The sequence below is a fragment of the Arthrobacter sp. YA7-1 genome (genome assembly GCF_025960325.1).
In the GTDB taxonomy this organism is placed as follows: Bacteria; Actinomycetota; Actinomycetes; order Actinomycetales; family Micrococcaceae; genus Arthrobacter; species Arthrobacter bambusae_A.
This window is the reverse complement of sequence record NZ_CP110114.1, coordinates 2432767-2452964: the sequence shown is the minus strand read 5'-3', so window position 1 is coordinate 2452964 and position 20198 is coordinate 2432767. Positions and strand designations below refer to the sequence as shown.

19 protein-coding genes are annotated in these 20198 nt (G+C 64.0%); 18 read left to right on the top strand and 1 reads right to left on the bottom strand.

Going from position 1 to position 20198, the window contains the following annotated elements:
• Positions 1–15: 15 nt before the first annotated feature.
• The 18 genes from OIT41_RS11520 (at position 16) to OIT41_RS11440 (ending at position 19423) form a co-directional block, all read left to right on the top strand.
• The gene (locus tag OIT41_RS11520; protein WP_264636486.1) at positions 16–795 is read left to right on the top strand and encodes a trans-aconitate 2-methyltransferase; all 780 of its coding nucleotides are present in this window, start codon (positions 16–18) and stop codon (positions 793–795) included.
• A gap of 138 nt (positions 796–933) precedes the next feature.
• Positions 934–1773, top strand: coding sequence for an ABC transporter permease (locus tag OIT41_RS20880; protein WP_319801821.1), 840 nt, complete (start codon positions 934–936; stop codon positions 1771–1773).
• Between the two features lie 3 nt (positions 1774–1776).
• The gene (locus OIT41_RS20875; protein WP_319801820.1) at positions 1777–2676 is read left to right on the top strand and encodes an ABC transporter ATP-binding protein; all 900 of its coding nucleotides are present in this window, start codon (positions 1777–1779) and stop codon (positions 2674–2676) included.
• Between the two features lie 68 nt (positions 2677–2744).
• Positions 2745–4565, top strand: coding sequence for an ABC transporter ATP-binding protein (locus OIT41_RS11510; protein ID WP_241707839.1), 1821 nt, complete (start codon positions 2745–2747; stop codon positions 4563–4565).
• A complete protein-coding gene (locus OIT41_RS11505) occupies positions 4562–4939 on the top strand; it encodes a GntR family transcriptional regulator (protein ID WP_078108788.1) in 378 nt (125 codons plus the stop codon). Before OIT41_RS11510 ends, OIT41_RS11505 begins: the two co-directional genes overlap by 4 nt.
• 65 nt (positions 4940–5004) lie before the next feature.
• Entirely contained in the window at positions 5005–7932 is a 2928-nt protein-coding gene (gene uvrA / locus OIT41_RS11500; protein WP_241707774.1) for an excinuclease ABC subunit UvrA, read from the top strand.
• 100 nt (positions 7933–8032) lie between these two features.
• Entirely contained in the window at positions 8033–8749 is a 717-nt protein-coding gene (locus OIT41_RS11495) for an HAD hydrolase-like protein (RefSeq protein WP_264636485.1), read from the top strand.
• Positions 8736–9404, top strand: coding sequence for a lysophospholipid acyltransferase family protein (locus tag OIT41_RS11490; protein WP_241707772.1), 669 nt, complete (start codon positions 8736–8738; stop codon positions 9402–9404). Before OIT41_RS11495 ends, OIT41_RS11490 begins: the two co-directional genes overlap by 14 nt.
• Before the next feature lie 58 nt (positions 9405–9462).
• Positions 9463–11457 carry an excinuclease ABC subunit UvrC gene (uvrC, locus tag OIT41_RS11485; RefSeq protein WP_241707771.1) on the top strand — a complete coding sequence of 665 codons (1995 nt, stop codon included), beginning with the start codon at positions 9463–9465 and terminating at the stop codon, positions 11455–11457.
• A gap of 88 nt (positions 11458–11545) precedes the next feature.
• Positions 11546–12469 carry an RNase adapter RapZ gene (gene rapZ / locus OIT41_RS11480; protein ID WP_078108793.1) on the top strand — a complete coding sequence of 308 codons (924 nt, stop codon included), beginning with the start codon at positions 11546–11548 and terminating at the stop codon, positions 12467–12469.
• Positions 12469–13485, top strand: coding sequence for a gluconeogenesis factor YvcK family protein (locus tag OIT41_RS11475; protein ID WP_078108794.1), 1017 nt, complete (start codon positions 12469–12471; stop codon positions 13483–13485). The genes rapZ and OIT41_RS11475 overlap by 1 nt, the downstream gene beginning before the upstream one ends.
• Positions 13486–13494: 9 nt before the next feature.
• Positions 13495–14475 carry a DNA-binding protein WhiA gene (whiA, locus tag OIT41_RS11470; RefSeq protein WP_133202987.1) on the top strand — a complete coding sequence of 327 codons (981 nt, stop codon included), beginning with the start codon at positions 13495–13497 and terminating at the stop codon, positions 14473–14475.
• A gap of 109 nt (positions 14476–14584) precedes the next feature.
• Positions 14585–15208 (top strand): superoxide dismutase, encoded by a 624-nt coding sequence (locus OIT41_RS11465; protein ID WP_028267347.1) that lies wholly within the window; start codon positions 14585–14587, stop codon positions 15206–15208.
• Positions 15209–15493: 285 nt separating this feature from the next.
• On the top strand, positions 15494–16504 hold the full coding sequence (gene gap / locus OIT41_RS11460; protein WP_241707770.1) for a type I glyceraldehyde-3-phosphate dehydrogenase: 1011 nt from the start codon (positions 15494–15496) through the stop codon (positions 16502–16504).
• A 9-nt stretch (positions 16505–16513) separates the two neighbouring features.
• Entirely contained in the window at positions 16514–17740 is a 1227-nt protein-coding gene (locus tag OIT41_RS11455) for a phosphoglycerate kinase (RefSeq protein ID WP_241707769.1), read from the top strand.
• Positions 17741–17823: 83 nt separating this feature from the next.
• The gene (tpiA, locus tag OIT41_RS11450; RefSeq protein ID WP_241707768.1) at positions 17824–18639 is read left to right on the top strand and encodes a triose-phosphate isomerase; all 816 of its coding nucleotides are present in this window, start codon (positions 17824–17826) and stop codon (positions 18637–18639) included.
• 47 nt (positions 18640–18686) lie between these two features.
• Entirely contained in the window at positions 18687–18944 is a 258-nt protein-coding gene (gene secG, locus OIT41_RS11445; protein WP_074589634.1) for a preprotein translocase subunit SecG, read from the top strand.
• Positions 18945–19027: 83 nt separating this feature from the next.
• Entirely contained in the window at positions 19028–19423 is a 396-nt protein-coding gene (locus OIT41_RS11440; RefSeq protein WP_078108799.1) for an RNA polymerase-binding protein RbpA, read from the top strand.
• On the opposite strand, the gene pgl is transcribed toward OIT41_RS11440, so the two are convergent.
• The gene (pgl, locus tag OIT41_RS11435) at positions 19376–20194 is read right to left on the bottom strand and encodes a 6-phosphogluconolactonase (protein ID WP_078108800.1); all 819 of its coding nucleotides are present in this window, start codon (positions 20192–20194) and stop codon (positions 19376–19378) included. The genes OIT41_RS11440 and pgl overlap by 48 nt on opposite strands.
• Positions 20195–20198: the final 4 nt, after the last annotated feature.

Genomic DNA, 20198 nt, shown 5'->3' with positions numbered 1-20198 from the left:
ACGATGGAGCATGCAGTGAAGTGGGATCCAGCCAAGTACGTCGAGTTCGGCAATCACCGTGACCGGCCGTTCTTTGACCTGGCCTCGAGGATCCTGGCGGAGGATCCGCGGCACGTCGTGGACCTGGGCTGCGGCCCGGGGAACCTGACGGCGACGCTCGCGACGCGGTGGCCCCGCGCCGCCGTCGTCGGGCTGGACTCCTCAGCGGACATGCTGGCCAAAGCCCACGCCCTCGCTGCCGCGCACCCTGCTCTTTCGTTCGTGCACGCCGACATCGCCGGGTGGACGCCGGAAGCGGACACCGACGTCGTCGTCAGCAACGCGGCGTTGCAATGGGTGCCGGGCCACTTGACGATGCTCGCCGCGTGGCTTGAAGCGCTGAAACCGGGAGCCTGGTTTGCGCTCCAGGTCCCCGGAAACTTCGGTGCGCCGTCCCACGTGCTCATGCGCGAACTGGCCGCCTCGCCCGAATGGTCCGGGAAGCTGTCCGGCGTGCTTCGCCACGACGACGCCGTCGGGGAACCGGCCGACTACCTGCGGATCATGCTCGACGCCGGATGCGCAGCCGACGCTTGGGAAACGACCTACCAGCAACTTCTGCCGGGAGCCGATCCGGTCCTGGAGTGGGTGCGGGGAACCGGCCTGCGTCCGGTGCTCGCAGCCCTCCCCGAAGCCGAAGCGCGCGCTTTCGAAAACCACTACGCGGCGGCCCTCCGCGAGGCCTATCCACGGGGGCGGCACGGCACGCTGTTTGCGTTCCGCAGGATTCTTGCGGTGGCACAAAAACAGGGCTGAGCCGGCCCAGGTCCAAAGGACTCCGGAAACGCCCTGATGACAAGGATTCGCACTGTGATCTGAACTACAATGGCAACGCGATCCAGGGGCGGCATCGTGTGAAATCCGCGGCTCCGGAGGCCAACGATTGGAGGCAATGTGCTGGCATCCTTGCTGTTGCAGCGCCTGGCTCCCTACAAGAGCCACGTCTTGGCCATCGTTCTCCTGCAGCTTGTCCAGACCGGCGCCACACTCCTCCTGCCCACCTTCAATGCCAAGATCGTCGACGACGGCCTCGTCGCCGGGAACAGCGGGGTGATCCTGCGCCTCGGCGGGTGGATGCTGGTCCTCACGGTCATCCAGGTGCTCGCCGCCGTGCTGGCCGGCTACCTTGGAGCCATTGTCGCCATGAAGGTCGGCCGCGGACTGCGGCAGGAACTGTTCGACAAAATACATTCCCTGCCGGACCAGGACGTGGCGGCGTTCGGACCGGCCAGCCTTGTGGTCAGGACCACCAACGACGTCCTGCAACTGCAGAACATCACGGTGCTCGTTTTGAGCATGCTGGTGGCAGCTCCCGTCATGGGTATCGGCGGCGTGATCCTCGCCGTCGAACAGGACGTGGCCCTGTCCTGGATCGTTTTCGCGATTGTTCCCGTGCTGCTGCTCATCATGCTGTTGATAGTGCGCAAGCTCGTCCCGCTGTACCGCGAGGGCCAAAACCTGGTGGACCGGATAAACGGCGTGCTCCGCGAACAGATCCTGGGGACCGCGGTCATCCGGGCATTCGTCCGCCAGCCCTTTGAGATGAAACGGTTCGAGGCCGCCAACGACGCCTTGACAAAGAACAATCTCCGTTCTGCCCGGATCGTCGCGGCCATGCTTCCGCTCGTCATGATCGTGGTCAACCTCTCCTCCGCGGGCGTGGTCTGGCTCGGCGGCCACCGCATCATCGCCGGAGACATGCAGCTGGGTGCACTCACGGCGTTCATCGCCTAGATCATGCAGATCCTCCTTGCGATCATGATGGCAATGTACGTGTTGAGCACGGCGCCCCGCGCGGCTGTCAGCGCCGAGCGCGTCACCGAGGTGCTCAACACGGATTCCGAAACGGTCTTGCCGGGCAACGGTGCCGGCGGGTTGGTCCGCCCCGCGAGGCCCGAAGGCTTGCGCTTCGAGAATGTCGTTTTCGCCTACCCTGGAGCCGAAACGCCCGTACTCGACAGCATCACCTTCCATGCGGCTCCGGGGACCACGACGGCGGTCATCGGCTCCACGGGAAGCGGCAAGTCGACCATCGTCAGCCTGGTGCCGAGGCTGCTCGAGGTGAGCAGCGGAAGCATTTCGCTCGATGGCCGGGACATTGCCGGGGTTCCCCTCGGGGCCTTGCGCGAGCAGCTCGGCGTCGTGCCCCAGGAGAGCTGGTTGTTTCGCGGAACCATCGCCGAGAACCTGCGGATTTCGCTGCCCTCGGCCACGGATTCCCAGTTGTGGCATGCCCTTGAAACCGCGCAGGCAGCGGATTTCGTGAATGAGCTGCCGCAAGGACTGGAAACCATGTTGTCCCAAGGCGGCGCCGGGCTCTCCGGCGGCCAGCGACAGCGTTTGTGCATAGCCCGCGCCATTCTGCGCCCGGCATCCGTCTACCTCTTTGACGACAGCTTCTCGGCGCTGGACACCGTCACGGAAGCAAAGCTCCGTGCCGCGCTTGAGCCGGAACTGCGCGGGGCAACCATCATCATCGTCGCCCAACGCGTCAACACCGTGGTGTCGGCGGACCAGATTCTGCTCATCGACGAGGGCCGCCTGGTGGCGCGGGGGACCCACGACGAACTTCTTGGTTCCTCGGAAACCTACCGGGAAATCGTGGCGTCCCAGCTGGAAACGGAAGAAGCCGCGTGAGCAGCGCAAGCGAGCTCCTCGCCGTCACAGGGAAACCATCGCGGTCGCTCCTCCGCCTGGTGGGCTTGATGAAGCCCGCCCGGGGAATCATGGCAGTGGCGATCCTGTGCATCTGCGGTTTCGTCACCCTCAATGTCGTGGCGCCCAAAATCCTCGGCGACGCCACCGACGTCATCGCGGCCGCAGTGTTCGGGGCGAAGTTCGACACGGCGCGATTTGTCTCCCTGCTGCTCGTGGCCGCAGCCATGTATTGCGTCACGGCGCTGTTCAGCTGGGCGCAGGGCCGCCTCAACGCCCTCGCCGTGCAGCGCCTCGCACACGATCTCCGGGAAGCCGTGGAAGCGAAACTGCACCGGCTTCCCGTGGCGTACTACGACGGCCGTTCCCGGGGCGACGTCCTGAGCCGTGCGACGAACGACCTCGACAACGTGTCGCAGACGCTCAACCAGCTCCTCTCCCAGCTCTTGACCTCAACGTTGATGGTCCTCGGTTCCCTCGGGATGATGCTCCTCCTTTCGCCCCTCCTCGCCGTCGTGTCCCTCTTGGCCGTTCCGGTATCGGCCCTGGCCTCGATTGTCGTGACCCGACGCTCGCAGAAATACTTCGTCCGGCAGTGGGAGGCCACGGGCGACGTGAACTCACTCGTGGAGGAAACGGCAACAGGCCATGAGGCCATCAAGCTTTTCAACGCCCAGCCCGCCATTGCGGCCCGCTTCGCTGCCCACAACGATGGCCTGTACGCCGCCAGTTCCAAGGCACAGTTCGCTTCGGGATTGCTGGTACCGCTCATGGCTTTCGTGTCGAACGCCAGCTATGTGGGGGTTGCGATCGTTGGTGCCCTCCAATTCCTTGCCGGAGCGATGAGTATTGGCGGCATTCAAGCGTTCATCCAATTCAACCGGCTCTTCAGCCAGCCGCTTGGACAGATCGGCGGCATGGCCCAGGTACTGCAATCGTGCGCAGTATCCGCGAGCAGGGTCTTCGAACTGTTGGACGCCGATGAAATAACGGGGGAGCCCGGGGAGCCGGGCGCTGGTTCCCGGGCCGACGCCCGCCCGGGCTTTGATGGGCGGTTTGATCTTCCTGCCGGGAGGGTTGCCTTCGAACGCATCTCCTTCAGCTACCGGCCGGATGCCCCCCTGATCCAGGACCTGTCCTTCCATGTTGAACCGGGACAGACGGTGGCGATCGTCGGGCACACCGGAGCGGGCAAAACCACGCTGGTCAGCCTCCTCATGCGCTTCCACGAACTCGCATCCGGGAGGATCACGATCGACGGCGTGGACATCGCCGGCATGCGCCGTGACGCGCTCCGCCGGAATTTCGGCGTCGTCCTCCAGGACCCGTGGATTTTCACCGGGACCATCAGGGAGAACATCGAGTATGGACGGCCAGGTGCCAGCGAGGCCGAAATCGTGGCCGCCGCCGAGGCGAGCCACGTTGACCACTTTGTCCGCTCGCTGCCCAACGGGTATTCAACCATGCTCAGCAACGGAGGAGATCCCCTCAGCCAGGGCCAAAGGCAATTGCTGAGCATCGCGCGGGCACGGCTCTCCGGGCGCCCCATCCTGATCCTGGACGAGGCGACAAGTTCGGTGGATACCCGCACGGAAGTCCTTATCCGGCAAGCGATGCACAGGCTGCGGAGCAACAAGACGTCATTCGTCATTGCGCACCGCTTGTCCACCATCCGCGACGCTGATCTAATTCTCGTCATGGACCACGGACGGATCGTTGAACACGGCACCCATCATTCCCTGCTGAAGCTTGGCGGGCACTATGCCCGGTTGCATGAAGCACAGTTTGCCTCGGGAGGCGGGGAGCTCGCCGAGATGCCCGTGAGGTCCGCCAAGCATCGCGCCGGCCAGGGCGGCAGGGAAGCCTCATGAGCCCGCTTGAGTTTCCAGGTTCCTGGCGTCCCAACCAGTCCAGCACCGTTGCCCTGTACGAGCAGCTTCGGCTCCGCATCATCGAATTGGCCGACGGCGGCACCCTGGCTGTCGGCAGCAAACTTCCGGCTGTGCGGAGCTTGGCCGAACAGTTGGATGTCGCTCCCCACACGGTGGCCCGTGCCTACAAGGAACTTGAAGCTGCGGGAGTAGTCGCAACCCGTGGGCGCAACGGAACAGTCGTGTGCGCACGGGATGACCGCTGGAGCGCATTGGCGGCAGTCGCTGCGAGCTACTCCGCGGCGGCCAAGGCGCAGGGTGCCAGTTTCGCCGAGGCGGTGCAGCTTCTGGCTGCCGCTTACGACGCCGATTGATACCCGTCAGTAGGCCGTGGGATGCCGCATGGAAATTCGAAGAAGTTTTCGATTAGCATTAGTGGGTGCCTAAAGCCGTAGCTGAAGTCCCCGCCGTCGAATCCTTCGCAAGCGTTTCCGCGCAACCACCCGCCGCGCCCGTAAGACATGACCTGTCCCGGCTCGTGGTCAAGGGAGCGCGTGAACACAACCTCCGCAACGTCGATCTCGACCTTCCCCGTGACGCCATGATCGTTTTCACGGGCTTGTCCGGATCCGGCAAGTCGTCCCTGGCTTTCGACACCATCTTCGCCGAGGGCCAACGCCGGTACGTGGAGTCACTGTCTGCCTATGCCCGCCAGTTCCTGGGCCAAGTGGACAAGCCGGACGTGGATTTCATTGAGGGCCTTTCCCCGGCAGTCTCCATCGACCAGAAGTCCACGAGCAAGAACCCGCGCTCCACGGTGGGCACCATCACCGAGATCTACGACTACATGCGCCTTCTCTGGGCACGTGTCGGCCGGCCGCATTGCCCGGTGTGCCACGAACCGATCACGCGCCAGACGCCGCAGCAGATCGTGGACCAGTTGCTGGAGCTCGAATCCGGCACCCGCTTCCAGATCCTCGCCCCCGTCGTCCGCGGACGCAAGGGCGAATTCGTCGAGCTCTTCAAGGAGCTCACCGCCAAGGGCTACTCACGCGCCCGGGTGGACGGAGACCTCGTCCAGCTGAGCGATCCGCCCAAGCTCGGCAAGCAATTCAAGCACTCGATTGAAGTTGTCGTGGACCGTCTGGTGGTCAAGGAAGGAATCAGCCAACGGCTGACCGACTCGATCGAAACCGCGCTCGGACTTGCCGAAGGCCGCGTGCTGGTCGAGTTCGTGGACCTCGATACCGAAGACCCCGCACGGATCAGGGCTTTCTCCGAAAACCTTGCCTGCCCCAATGAACACCCGCTGGCCATCGACGAAATCGAGCCACGCTCGTTCTCCTTCAACAACCCCTTCGGCGCCTGTGCGGCCTGCAGCGGTATCGGCACCAAGCTCGAAGTCGATGAGGAATTGGTGGTCCCCAACCCGGAATTGTCCTTGAACCAGGGTGCCATCGCGCCTTGGTCCCTCGGCACTGCCACCACGGAGTACTGGAACCGTCTCCTCGAGGGCCTCGCCCTGGAGCTCGACTTCTCCATGGACACCGCCTGGGAAAAGCTGCCGCAGGAAGTGCGGCAAACGGTGCTGCATGGCAAAGACCACAAGGTGGTGGTGCAGTACCGCAACAGGTTCGGCCGGGAGCGCAAGTACAGCACGGGCTTCGAAGGCGCCATCCAGTACGTCCACCGCAAGCACGGCGAAACGGACTCGGATTGGGCTCGCGACCGCTACGAAGAGTACATGCGGCAGATTCCTTGCCCGGAATGCAACGGCGCCCGGCTTAACCCGGCCTCGCTCTCCGTGCTGATCAACGGCAAGTCCATCGCCGAAGTAGCGGCCCTCCCGATGCGGGACTGCGCGGACTTCCTCGGCAGCCTCACGCTCACTGACCGCGAGGCCCAGATTGCCCACCAGGTCCTCAAGGAGATCCAGGCCCGCCTGACATTCCTCCTGGACGTCGGACTCGAATACCTGAATCTCGAACGGCCGTCCGGAACGCTTTCCGGCGGCGAAGCACAGCGCATCCGGCTCGCAACACAGATCGGCTCCGGCTTGGTAGGCGTGCTGTACGTCCTCGACGAGCCGTCCATCGGACTGCACCAAAAAGACAACCGCCGCCTCATCGAGACGCTGACGAGGCTTCGCGACCTGGGCAACACACTGATCGTGGTCGAACACGACGAAGACACCATCCACGAGGCCGACTGGGTGGTGGACATTGGACCCGGCGCCGGCGAGCACGGCGGCCAGGTGGTTCACTCCGGTTCCTACAAGGAGCTCCTGGAAAACACGAACTCGCTGACCGGCGACTATTTGTCCGGACGGCGCAAGATCGACATCCCGGCAAAGCGGCGCAAGTACGACAAGAAGCGCGAGCTCAAGGTCATCGGCGCACGCGAAAACAATCTGAACAACGTCGACGCCGCCTTCCCGCTGGGCCTCTTCACAGCAGTCACGGGAGTCAGCGGTTCAGGGAAGTCCACCCTGGTGAACGAGATCCTTTACAAGGTGCTTGCCAACAAGCTCAATGGGGCAAAGCAGGTCGCCGGCCGGCATCGCTCCGTGCAGGGCCTTGAGCACCTCGACAAGGTGGTTCACGTGGATCAGAGCCCCATCGGGCGGACCCCGCGTTCCAACCCGGCCACCTACACCGGCGTCTTCGACAACATCCGGAAGCTCTTCGCGGAGACCACCGAAGCCAAGGTCCGCGGATACCAGCCGGGACGCTTCTCCTTCAACGTCAAGGGCGGCCGCTGTGAGGCGTGCTCCGGTGACGGCACCCTGAAGATCGAGATGAACTTCCTGCCGGACGTCTATGTTCCCTGCGAGGTGTGCCACGGCGCGCGCTACAACCGGGAGACCTTGGAGGTCCACTACAAGGGCAAGACGATCGCCGACGTCCTCAACATGCCCATCGAGGAGGGGGCCGAGTTCTTTGCGGCATTCACCCCTATCGCCCGGCATTTGAACACCCTCGTCGACGTCGGCCTCGGCTATGTCCGGCTCGGGCAGCCCGCCACCACGCTTTCCGGCGGCGAGGCGCAGCGCGTGAAGCTGGCCTCGGAACTGCAGAAGCGTTCGAATGGCAGGAGCGTCTATGTGTTGGACGAGCCCACCACGGGCCTCCATTTCGAGGACATCCGCAAGCTGCTCATGGTGCTGCAGGGCTTGGTGGACAAGGGCAACACCGTCATCACCATCGAACACAACCTTGACGTCATCAAGTCCGCCGACTGGATTGTGGACCTTGGCCCGAATGGCGGTTCAGGCGGTGGACGCGTCGTGGCAACGGGCACCCCCGAACAAGTTGCCAAGTCGACGGAAAGCCATACCGCTACCTTCCTCGCAGAGATTCTCGCCTAGTCCTGGGTGAACGGCCGGGGAAAATTTCGAGTGCGCTCGAAGAATTCCCTGGCCGGCATGTGAGTTTCAGGCATGCCTCAACTCGTGAGAAACTAACCCGGTGACTCAAACAATGGTGCCCGTAATCTTTGATCTGGACGGCACCCTTGTCGATCCTGCAGGTGGCATAACCGGCGGCATCGCCGCGGCCCTGGGCGAAATGGGCCTCCGTGTCCCGGAACAAGCCGTGCTGGACTCCATGGTCGGACCCAAGCTCAGCGATTCCCTGGAGCACATTGCCGGGGTTCCCGCGGGAAAAGTCGACGAAGTCATCGGGCTGTACCGCGGCTACTACCGTTCCGAGGGAATAGGCCAAAGCCGGCTCTATCCGGGCATCCGTGAACTCCTGGAGTTCTTCGCGGAGTCCCGGCGGCCGGTTGCGGTGGCCACCCAGAAACCACAGGGCCTGGCACGCATCGTCCTGGAGCATCACGGCATTGCCGGTTTCTTCGCCTCCATCTGCGGCGCTTCGGACGACGAGTCGATGGCCGCCAATACAGCTCCGGGCAAAGTGGCAATCGTTGGTGCGGCGCTGGCCACCTTGCATTCCCAGCCTGCCGTGATGGTCGGGGACCGTCACCAGGACGTTGCAGGTGCCATGGCCAACGGACTCGACTGCATCGGGGTCAGTTGGGGATTCGCGCCCGACGGCGAGCTTCGGGAGGCGGGCGCCGTCGCCGTCGTCGACACCGCGGAGCAGCTGCTGAAGAAGATCGAAGAACTTGACGCTGTCCGCGCGGCGGCCCTGAGCGAGGTGCAGAACGATGGAAGCCTTTGATGTCATCCGATGGACCACGCGCGGACTGATCTCCGGCACGTGCAGGCCCACGGTCATCGGCCTGGAGAACGTGCCCAAGGAAGGGCCGTTCATTGTGGCCCCGAACCATTTGTCCTTTCTCGACAGCGTGATCGTCCAGGCCCTGATGCCCCGTCCGGTGGGCTTCTTTGCCAAAGCCGAATACTTCACCACCACAGGCTTCAAGGGGCGCGCGATGAAGGCGTTCTTTCAGGCCGTTGGATCCATTCCTGTGGAACGTGGAGAGCAGGCAGCCAGTGTGCAGGCCCTCAAGACCCTCCTGGACATCCTGGAGAACGGCAGGGGCATCGGAATCTATCCGGAAGGGACCCGCTCCCGTGACGGCTTGCTGTACCGCGGGCGCACCGGCGTCGGCTGGCTCGCCCTGACCACGGGTGCGCCCGTCATCCCGGTCGGCCTGATCGGCACGGACAAGCTGCAGCCGGTGGACCGCAATACTGTCCGTCCGCAGCATTTCACCATGAAGGTCGGCGGGCCGCTCTATTTCGAGAAGACAGGTCCCGACCATTCCTTGCCTGCCCGGCGCGAAGTGACTGACAAAATCATGGATGCCATCGCGGTGTTGAGCGGCCAGGAACGCTCAGCCAGCTACAACCAGAGCAAGTCCGCGGAGTAGCTTCGGCGGGCCGGTCGGCCCGTACGGGGGAGTGCGATTCCCTTACTAGACTGGATGCGTGGCAGATCCAGCGAGTTATCGACCCCAGACCGGAGAAATCCCCACCACCCCCGGCGTCTATCGGTTCCGGGATCCGCATGGCCGTGTCATCTACGTGGGCAAGGCGAAGAACCTCCGTTCCCGGTTGAACTCATACTTCGCCAACCCTGCCGGCTTGCTGCCGAAGACGTATGCCATGGTGCACGCCGCCAGCAGCGTCGAATGGACCATGGTGGGCAGCGAGCTGGAGTCGCTCCAACTGGAATACACCTGGATCAAGGAATTCAAGCCGCGCTTCAACGTGGTCTTCCGGGATGACAAGACCTATCCATACCTCGCCGTGAGCATGGGGGAGAAGCTCCCGCGGGTCCAGGTCATGCGCGGTGAACGCCGCAAGGGAACCCGCTACTTCGGGCCGTACACGGCCGGCGCCATCCGCGAAACCATGGACACCTTGCTGCGGGTCTTTCCGGTCCGCAGCTGCAGTCCCGGCGTGCTGAAGCGGGCCCAGGCCAGCGGCCGGCCGTGCTTGCTTGGCTACATCGACAAATGCTCGGCCCCGTGCGTCGGCCGAGTCACCGCGGAGGAGCACAGGGCGATTGCCGAAGACTTCTGCTCGTTCATGGGCGGCGAAGCGAAACGCTTCATCACGCGCCTCGAAAAGGACATGGGCGCCGCCGTCGCCGAGCTGGACTACGAGCGGGCGGCCCGGCTCCGGGACGACATCGTTGCGCTGCGCAAAGTGTTCGAGCGCAACGCCGTCGTGCTTTCCGAGGACACGGACGCCGATGTTTTCGCCCTGCACGAAGACGACCTCGAGGCTTCCGTGCAGGTTTTCCATGTCAGGGGTGGCCGGGTGCGCGGCCAACGGGGCTGGGTCGTCGAGAAGGTCGAAGACGCCACCAGTCCGGAGCTTATCGAGCACTTGCTGCAGCAGGTTTACGGGGAGGACAGCGACAACCAGGGCCGCATTCCCCGCGAAATCCTCGTGCCGGAGATCCCGAGCAACCACCATGAACTGCTTGAATGGCTCGGCGGCCTGAGGGGCGCCAAGGTGGATATCCGGGTGCCGCAGCGCGGCGACAAGGCTGCCCTCATGTCCACCGTCCGGGAAAACGCCGAGCAAGCGCTGAAGCTTCACAAAGTCCGGCGTGCCGGCGACATCACCGTCCGCTCCCAGGCGCTCCAGGAACTGCAGGAAGCCCTTGAGCTTCCCGTGCCGCTGCTCAGGATCGAGTGCTACGACATTTCCCATGTGCAGGGCACCAACGTGGTTGCGTCCATGGTGGTGGTGGAGGACGGACTCCCCAAGAAAGCCGACTACCGGAAGTTCTCCATCACCGGCGCTGCGGCAACAGACGATACGGCGGCGATGCACGACGTCCTGACCAGGCGTTTCAGGCACTACCTGCAGGACAAATCAGCACAGCTCCCGAAGAGCGGAGAGGTTCCGAACCCCGGCGCCGGGGAACCGCCGTCGGACGACGCCGCCCTCACGGGAGCCAAGGCGAAATTCGCCTATCCGCCCAACCTCGTCGTCGTCGACGGCGGGCAGCCCCAGGTCAATGCGGCCGCGCGCGCACTCGCGGAACTGGGGATCGACGACGTCTACGTCGTGGGCCTCGCCAAGCGCCTCGAAGAAGTCTGGTTGCCGGACAGCGACTTCCCGGTGATCCTGCCGCGCACTTCGCAGGGACTCTACCTGCTCCAGCGCATCCGCGACGAAGCCCACCGGTTCGCCATCACCTTCCACCGGCAGAAGCGCGGCAAGGCCATGACGGTCTCGGCCCTCGACGGCGTTCCGGGCCTCGGCGAGGCCAAACGGAAGGCACTCGTGGCCCATTTCGGTTCCCTCAAGAAGATCAAGGCGGCAACGGCCCTCGAGCTCACGGCCGCGAAGGGGATCGGCCCGGCGCTGGCCGAAGCCGTCGTCAACCACCTGGCCGCAGCAGGTGCCTCCGGAGAGGCTGCTCCTGCAGTGAACATGACCACCGGCGAAATCCTTGAAATTTAGCTAGGGTAATAAGCGGACCGCTCCCGAAAGCGGTCCGCCTTTGGGCCATCCCACAAACTTTGGACCATCTCAGAAACGGGGAAACTTGATGTCAGAGCCAACAGCAGGATCCGGCGCGGAGCAGGACGGTCTGGTACCCGTCAAGCCTGTCGAAGCGGAACTGCTGGTGGTGACCGGCATGTCCGGAGCAGGCCGGAGCACGGCATCGGACGCCCTGGAGGACCACGGCTGGTACGTCGTCGAAAACCTCCCGCCCCAGATGCTCGGAACGCTGGCGGAAATCGTCTCTCACGCGCCCCAGTCCATCCCCAAGCTCGCCGTCGTCGTGGACGTACGCAGCAAAGGCCTCTTCACCGATATCAGGACGGCGCTCGGGGCGCTCAGCGCCAGTGGAATCACCTTCCGCCTCCTCTTCCTGGATGCCAGCGACAACGTCCTGGTGCGCCGCTTTGAGCAGGGCCGGCGCCCGCATCCGCTCCAAGGCGGTGGCCGGATCCTGGACGGAATCGCGGCGGAACGCGACGTACTGAAGGAACTCCGGGAATCGGCCGACGTCGTCCTGGATACCAGTACGTACAACGTCCACGGCCTGGCGACCGCCATCACCGAACTCTTCACCGACACAGGCCCTGTGGCGTTGCGCTTGAACATCATGAGCTTCGGCTTCAAATATGGATTGCCCGTGGACGCCAACTTCGTCGCGGACGCGCGCTTCATTCCCAACCCGCACTGGGTTCCGAAATTGCGTCCGCACACGGGACTCGACGCCGACGTCAGCGATTATGTCCTCGGGGCCGATGGAGTCAAGGACTTCATCGACCGCTACGTCCTTGCCTTGGAGCCCGTCCTCGACGGCTACCGGACGGAAAACAAGCACTACGCCACGATTGCCGTCGGTTGCACGGGCGGGAAGCACCGTTCAGTCGCGGTCGCCGTCGAACTGTCCAAACGGCTGGCGCAATATCCCCGCGTCACCGTCACCACGAGCCACCGCGATCTGGGTCGCGAGTAATGGGGGTCCTCACCGGACCCCTGCCGCTGGTTCCACCGAAGGGCGCCCCGGGCAGCCAGCCTGCGAAGGGTCCCACAGTGGTGGCGCTCGGCGGCGGACACGGACTTTCCGCCTCGCTGTCGGCGCTGCGGCTGCTGACCTCGGAGCTGACCGCGATCGTCACCGTTGCCGACGACGGCGGATCCTCCGGGCGGTTGCGCGAGGAGTACGGCGTCCTTCCGCCCGGCGACCTTCGCATGGCGCTGAGCGCCCTGTGCGACGACACCGACTGGGGGCGCACCTGGCGGGATGTCATGCAGCATCGCTTCAAGACGCCGAGCGGCCGCCAAGGTTCCCTCGACGACCATGCCATGGGGAACCTGCTCATTGTCACCCTCTGGGAGCTTTTGGGCGACGCCGTCGCGGGCCTGAAATGGGCAGGTGCGCTTTTGGGTGCCCGCGGCCAGGTCCTCCCGATGTCCTCCCAACCGCTGAACATCGAAGGCGACGTCCGTGTGCCGTTGCCCGGGGGCGGGTACGAACTCCAGTCCGTCAAGGGCCAGGCCAAGTGCGCCGTTGCCGGATCGCTCGAAAACGTAAGGCTCCTCCCGGAAGATGCGCGCGCCTGCATCGAAGCGCTGACGGCCATCGAGCTCGCGGACTGGATCATTCTGGGTCCCGGCTCCTGGTACACCTCCGTGTTGCCGCATTTGCTGCTGCCCGAAATGCGCCAGGCCTTGTGCGACACACCCGCCAAACGCTGCCTGACGATGAACCTCGCCATGGACACCAAGGAAACCTCCGGGATGTCCGCTGCTGACCACCTGGATGCCTTGCGCCACTACGCGCCGGAGTTCAGCGTGGACGTTGTCCTGGCCGATCCGTCGTCGATATCGGACCTCAAGGAATTCGAACGCGCGGCCGGGATGATCGGTGCCGAGGTGGTCTTGGGTAAAGTGGGGGCGTCGAGCCGCCGTCCAGTCCACGACCCGCTGCGTCTGGCATCGGCGTATCACGATATCTTCGGGAATAGTTAGGAACATGCGATGGCACTGACCGCATCGGTCAAGGAAGAACTTTCCCGGCTGGACATCAAGAAGTCGTCCGTCCGCAAGGCCGAAGTCTCGGCCATGCTGCGTTTTGCCGGCGGACTGCACATCATTTCGGGCCGCATCGTGATCGAGGCAGAGGTTGACCTCGCCTCGACGGCGCGGCGGCTGCGCGCGGCGATCGCTGAAGTCTACGGGCACCAGAGCGAGATCATCGTCGTCTCCGGCGGGGGACTCCGGCGCGGTAGCCGCTATGTCGTCCGGGTAGTGCGCGACGGCGAAGCCCTCGCCCGCCAGACCGGCCTCCTGGACGGCCGCGGACGGCCTGTGCGTGGCTTGCCGTCCGCCGTCGTCAACGGCTCGGCGTCGGACGCGGAGGCTGTGTGGCGCGGCGCGTTCCTGGCCCACGGTTCCCTCACCGAACCCGGCCGGTCCTCATCGCTCGAGGTCACATGTCCCGGACCGGAATCTGCACTTGCCCTGGTAGGCGCTGCCCGCCGCCTCGGCATCCAGGCCAAGGCGCGGGAAGTGCGCGGAGTGGATCGCGTGGTCATCCGTGACGGCGACACCATTGCCGCTCTGCTCACCCGGATGGGCGCCCATGACGCCCTCATGGTGTGGGAGGAACGCCGCATGCGCAAGGAAGTCCGGGCCACGGCCAACCGCTTGGCGAACTTCGACGACGCCAACCTGCGGCGTTCGGCCCAGGCCGCCGTCGCCGCCGGCGCGCGCGTGGACAGGGCCTTGGAAATCCTGGGCGATGACGTCCCCGACCACCTCAAGTACGCGGGCGAGCTCCGGGTGGCCCACAAGCAGGCCAGCCTGGATGAATTGGGCCGGCTTGCCGATCCGCCCATGACCAAGGACGCCATCGCGGGAAGGATCCGCCGGCTCCTGGCCATGGCAGACAAGAGGGCCGGTGACCTCGGGATCCCGGGCACTGAGGCAAATGTGACCCCCGAAATGATGGACGAATAAAGCTCCCGTCCTAGAATCGGGAGAGTGTAGATTTCCGGCCGGTTCGCCGGTCGGATGAACAAAACGAGAGTTACCAACCGGACCCCGGTCCACTGCATTGGAGGATTTCGTGACAGAGTACGTACTGCCCGAGCTCGGCTACGACTACGCAGCACTTGAGCCGCACATTTCGGCGAAGATCATGGAGCTGCACCACAGCAAGCACCACGCTGCCTATGTAGCAGGCGCCAACAACGCTTTGGCCCAGTTGGCCGAGGCCCGCGACAAGGGCGACTTCGCCAACATCAACCGCCTCTCCAAGGACCTCGCGTTCCACACCGGTGGCCACATCAACCACTCCGTGTTCTGGAACAACATCTCCCCGGACGGCGGCGACAAGCCCGAGGGTGAGCTGGCTGCAGCCATCGACGATGCCTTCGGCTCCTTCGATGCATTCCGCGCCCAGTTCACTGCAGCCGCCCTCGGCCTGCAGGGATCCGGCTGGGGCTTCCTCGCCTACGAGCCCATCGGTGGCAACCTGCTCATCGAACAGCTCTACGACCAGCAGGGCAACGTCGCCGTCGGCACCACGCCCCTGCTCATGCTGGACATGTGGGAGCACGCGTTCTACCTGGATTACGTCAACGTCAAGGCTGACTATGTCAAGGCTTTCTGGAACATCGTCAACTGGGCTGACGTCGCGAAGCGCTTCGAAGCGGCCCGCGCGAACGCCACAGGGCTGATTGTCCTCTAGGGACACTCCTGCCGCATCGGTGCGTGACGCGGAATACACAAGGATGTAACAAACTTCACATTCAGGTGAATTTCGCCCAAATACCGGATTGTCTGCCCCCGCAGTTGCGGGGGCAGACGTAGTTAAACGTAAGATGGGTCACGGAAGGCGGTTAGCCTTCAGCAATGTGGCTGGTCGCCCTCCGATCTGATAATCACTTCTGCCCAATGATGTGCGGGAATTGTTAGTTGGAATCAAGATCCGACTCACTAGGTGTGCTTGCAAGAGCACCAAGGAGACTGAATAGTGACCACCCGTATTGGTATCAACGGCTTTGGCCGCATCGGCCGCAACTACTTCCGCGCAGCACTCGCCCAGGGTGCGGACCTCGAAATTGTTGCGGTCAACGACCTCACGAGTCCCGAGGCGCTTGCCCACCTTCTGAAGTACGACTCCGTCGGCGGTCGGCTGACCGAGACCGTTGAAGTCAAAGAGGGCAACCTCATTGTCGACGGCAGCATCATCAAGGTCCTTGCCGAGCGCGATCCTGCCAACCTCCCCTGGGGCGAACTGGGTGTTGACATTGTCATCGAGTCCACGGGCTTTTTCACCAAGGCTGCCGCCGCACAGAAGCACATCGATGCAGGTGCCAAGAAGGTCCTGATCTCCGCGCCTGCTTCCGACGAGGACATCACCATCGTCATGGGCGTCAACCACGAGCTCTACGACCCCGCGGCACACCACATCATTTCCAACGCTTCATGCACCACCAACTGCCTCGGCCCGCTGGCCAAGGTCGTCAACGACGCCTTCGGCATCGAGCGTGGCCTGATGACCACGGTGCACGCCTACACGGCAGACCAGAACCTGCAGGACGGCCCCCACAGCGACCTTCGCCGTGCACGCGCCGCAGCGATCAACATGGTTCCCACCTCCACGGGTGCCGCCAAGGCGATCGGCCTCGTCCTCCCGGAGCTGAAGGGCAAGCTCGACGGCTACGCCATCCGCGTTCCGGTCCCGACGGGTTCCGCCACGGACCTCACCGTCACCGTCTCCCGCGAAGTGACCGTTGAGGAAGTCAACGCCGCTCTCAAGGCAGCTTCCGAGACCGAGCAGTTCAAGGGCATCCTGAGCTACACGGCAGATCCGATCGTTTCTTCGGACATCGTCGGCGATCCCTCTTCTTCGATCTTCGACTCCGGCCTCACCAAGGTCATCGGCAACCAGGTCAAGGTTGTTTCCTGGTATGACAACGAATGGGGCTACTCCAACCGCCTCGTTGACCTCACGGAGCTCGTCGCATCCAAGCTGGGCTAGGGTAGACACATGACTTCTCACACCCTCAACGAACTGATCGCTGAAGGTGTCCGCGGGCGGTACATTCTTGTCAGAAGTGACCTGAATGTGCCGCTCGACGGCTCTACAGTGACCGACGACGGCCGCATCAAGGCCTCCCTCCCGGTCATCGAAAAGCTCTCGGACGCCGGTGCCCGCGTGCTCGTCACGGCCCATCTGGGACGCCCCAAGGGCGCTCCGGAAGCCAAGTACTCCCTCAAGCCCGCGGTAGCGCGGCTTGCGGAGCTCGCGCCATTCAAGGTCCAGCTCGCGGAAGACACCGTCGGTGAGTCCGCCAAGGAGCTGGCCCGGTCTTTGGGCGACGGTGACGTCCTTGTCCTGGAAAACGTCCGCTTCGACGCCCGCGAAACCAGCAAGGACGACGCCGAGCGCGGCGCCTTCGCCGATGAGCTCGTGGCCCTGACCGGTGACAACGGTGCCTTCGTGGATGACGCCTTCGGGGCCGTCCACCGCAAGCACGCCAGCGTTTACGACGTCGCCACCCGGCTTCCTTCCTACCAGGGGGACCTCGTGCACACCGAGGTGGAGGTTCTTCGCAAACTCACCACGGATACCCAGCGCCCGTACGTCGTGGTTCTCGGGGGATCCAAGGTCTCGGACAAGCTCGCTGTGATCGACAACCTCCTGGGCAAGGCTGACACCATCCTCGTCGGCGGCGGAATGCTCTTCACGTTCCTCGCGGCGGTTGGGCACAAGGTGGCGGGCAGCTTGCTCGAAGCAGACCAGATCCCCGTGGTCCAGGACTACCTCAAGCGCGCGTCCGACGCCGGTACCGCCTTCGTCATCCCGACCGACGTCGTGGTCGCCAGCCGCTTCGCCGCGGACGCTGAACACGAAGTGGTTGCGGCAGACGCGATCGAAGACAGCTCGTTCGGGGCTTCCGGCATCGGCCTGGACATCGGACCGGTATCCGCAGCGGCTTTCGCCGAGCAGATCAAGGCCGCCAAGACCGTCTTCTGGAACGGCCCCATGGGCGTCTTCGAATTCGAAGCCTTCTCGGGCGGCACCCGTGCCATCGCCCAGGCTTTGACCGAGACGCAGGCATTCACCGTGGTAGGCGGCGGCGACTCCGCCGCAGCTGTCCGGACCCTCGGTTTCGAGGACTCCCAGTTCGGACACATCTCCACCGGCGGCGGCGCCAGCCTGGAATACCTTGAAGGCAAGGAACTTCCCGGCCTGAGCGTTCTGGACCGCTAAGGCTACACGGCCGGCGGGGCGCCCTTCCTGGAAGGCAAGCGCCCCGCCGGCTTTCCCTATCTCAACGCATCTTTGGAGCACACGTGACAACTTCTGCCAACGGAAACTTCATCCGCAAGCCCTTCATCGCCGGTAACTGGAAGATGAACATGGACCACGTCCAAGGCATCACCCTGCTGCAGAAGCTGGCATGGACCTTGTCCGACGCCAAGCACGACTACAGCCGGGTGGAGGTTTCGGTCTTCCCGCCGTTTACCGACCTGCGCGGCGTGCAGACCCTCGTTCAGGGCGACGAGCTGGACGTCGTCTACGGCGGCCAGGACCTTTCGCAATTCGACTCCGGTGCATACACGGGCGATATCTCCGGGCAGTTCCTCAACAAGCTTGGCTGCGCCTACGTCCTCGTGGGACACAGCGAACGCCGCACCATCCACAACGAGGACGACCAGGTCCTCAACGCGAAGGTCAAAGCCGCCTTCCGCCACGACGTCACGCCCGTCTTGTGTGTCGGCGAGGGCCTTGAGGTCCGCCAGGCCGGCACCCATGTGGAGCACACGCTCGCCCAGCTGCGCGCCGGCGTCGAGGGCCTCTCCGTGGAGCAAGCAGGCGAACTGGTTGTCGCCTACGAGCCTGTCTGGGCCATTGGGACCGGAGAAGTCGCTGGTCCCGAAGACGCGCAGGAGATGTGCGCGGCGATCCGCTCGGAGCTCGCCTCATTGTTCGACGATGCGGTGGCCGCCAAGACCCGCCTCCTCTACGGCGGCTCGGTCAAGGCTAACAACGCGGCAGCAATCATGGCCGAAAGCGACGTCGACGGTTTGCTCGTGGGTGGCGCGAGCCTGGACCCCGCCGAGTTTGCTAACATTGTCAGGTTCGAGAGCCACCTCAGCGCGGCTTAGTCCGTTTTAGGTTCCGCTCCCGTTTTCCGCTCTTCTGAAAGGCCGTCGTGGACGTTCTTCAAGTTATTCTGCAGATCCTGCTGGGCATCACCAGTCTTCTGCTGACGCTGCTCATCCTCCTCCACAAGGGGCGGGGCGGCGGGTTGTCCGATATGTTTGGCGGTGGCATGAGCTCAGGATTGAGTTCTTCAGGTGTCGCAGAGCGAAACCTCAACCGCTTCACCATCGTTTTGGGCTGCACATGGGGCGTCGTCATCATCGGGCTTGGCCTCATCATGCGTTTCACTTCAGGCGGAGACTCCTAGCACTGCCCGTGTCGGGATCCTCCGATTAGACTAGGCTGCATGGCCTTCACCGCCATGCAGCCGAACTCTCAAGGGGATCGACGATGGTTCATGGTACTTCCGGATTCCGGGGCACACGGGCCGGCGTAACAGCCGGATCGGCCCCGAGAAACCAGCCCGACTCTGTTGTTGGCGAAAGCCTGCCGCGTATTCGTGTTCCCTATTGGTGCGCCAAGGGACATGAAACGCGGCTTGTTTTCGTTAAGCTCCCGGAAGATCAAATCCCGATTCGGTGGGACTGCCCTAAATGTGGCCTGATTGCCGTGCGCGAACAGGGCGAGGCCACCATGGAACGTGCGGACGAGGAAGTCTTCAAGAGCCACCTGGACTACGTTAAAGAAAGACGCTCCAGCCAAGACGCGGAGATTGTCCTGGCCGGAGCGCTCAAGCGGCTACGCGCCCGCGGGATCCTTGCGGATGAGCTGCTGGGGGACACGTGAGGCCGCGTTTTCATCGATGAGCCATAGGGTCCTCGACCGGCCGCTAGGACCGGAGGCGGGAACCTGGACCGGGTTGGCCCCTGCGAGGGCCAGTCCGACAGCCCCGGCCTTGTCCTCGCCCGCCACGACCATCCAGATTTCCTCGGCCGAATTGATCGCGGGCAACGTCAGCGAAATCCTCGACGGCGGCGGCTTGGGGGAGTTCTCGACCCCCACGACCGTACGGTCCTTCACGCGGATACCCGCTTGCTCGGGGAAGAGTGACGCAATGTGCGCATCCGGACCCACGCCGAGGAGCAGGACGTCGAAACGCGGCAACTCACCGGCCTCCTCCGGACGGTTGTCCGAAGCGTCGGCGGCGTGCTCGGCGGCAGCTGCGGCCTTGAGCCGGGCCGCGTAGTCCGCTGCGGCCTCGTCCGCCGTGTCGAACTCGTCCGTTGAACCCGGTTCGTGCACCCGGGCCGGGTCAACCGGCAAGCTGGCAAGCAACGCCTCACGCGCCTGAACGGTGTTGCGGTCCGTGCTGTCCTTGCCAACGAAGCGCTCGTCACCCCACCAGAAGTTCACCCGGGACCAGTCAACAGCCGGCGCTGCTGGCGAGTCGGCAACCGCTTTCAGGGTGCCGATGCCCACGGTACCGCCGGTGAGGACCACAGTGGCTTCCCCGTGCTTGTCCTGGATGTCCACCAGCTTGGTGATGAGCCGCGCTGCGATCGCGGCCATCAGGACGGCGGAGTCGGGATGGATGCTTACTCTGGGGTCGGCGCTCACTGGG

Coding starts and splice junctions, on each gene's coding strand:
- OIT41_RS20875 (WP_319801820.1), top strand. CDS start 1,777: ATGCAGATCCTCCTTGCGATCATGATGGCAATGTACGTGTTGAGCACG.
- OIT41_RS11510 (WP_241707839.1), top strand. CDS start 2,745: ATGAAGCCCGCCCGGGGAATCATGGCAGTGGCGATCCTGTGCATCTGC.
- OIT41_RS11505 (WP_078108788.1), top strand. CDS start 4,562: ATGAGCCCGCTTGAGTTTCCAGGTTCCTGGCGTCCCAACCAGTCCAGC.
- OIT41_RS11490 (WP_241707772.1), top strand. CDS start 8,736: ATGGAAGCCTTTGATGTCATCCGATGGACCACGCGCGGACTGATCTCC.
- rapZ (WP_078108793.1), top strand. CDS start 11,546: ATGTCAGAGCCAACAGCAGGATCCGGCGCGGAGCAGGACGGTCTGGTA.
- OIT41_RS11475 (WP_078108794.1), top strand. CDS start 12,469: ATGGGGGTCCTCACCGGACCCCTGCCGCTGGTTCCACCGAAGGGCGCC.
- whiA (WP_133202987.1), top strand. CDS start 13,495: ATGGCACTGACCGCATCGGTCAAGGAAGAACTTTCCCGGCTGGACATC.
- OIT41_RS11455 (WP_241707769.1), top strand. CDS start 16,514: ATGACTTCTCACACCCTCAACGAACTGATCGCTGAAGGTGTCCGCGGG.
- OIT41_RS11440 (WP_078108799.1), top strand. CDS start 19,028: ATGGTTCATGGTACTTCCGGATTCCGGGGCACACGGGCCGGCGTAACA.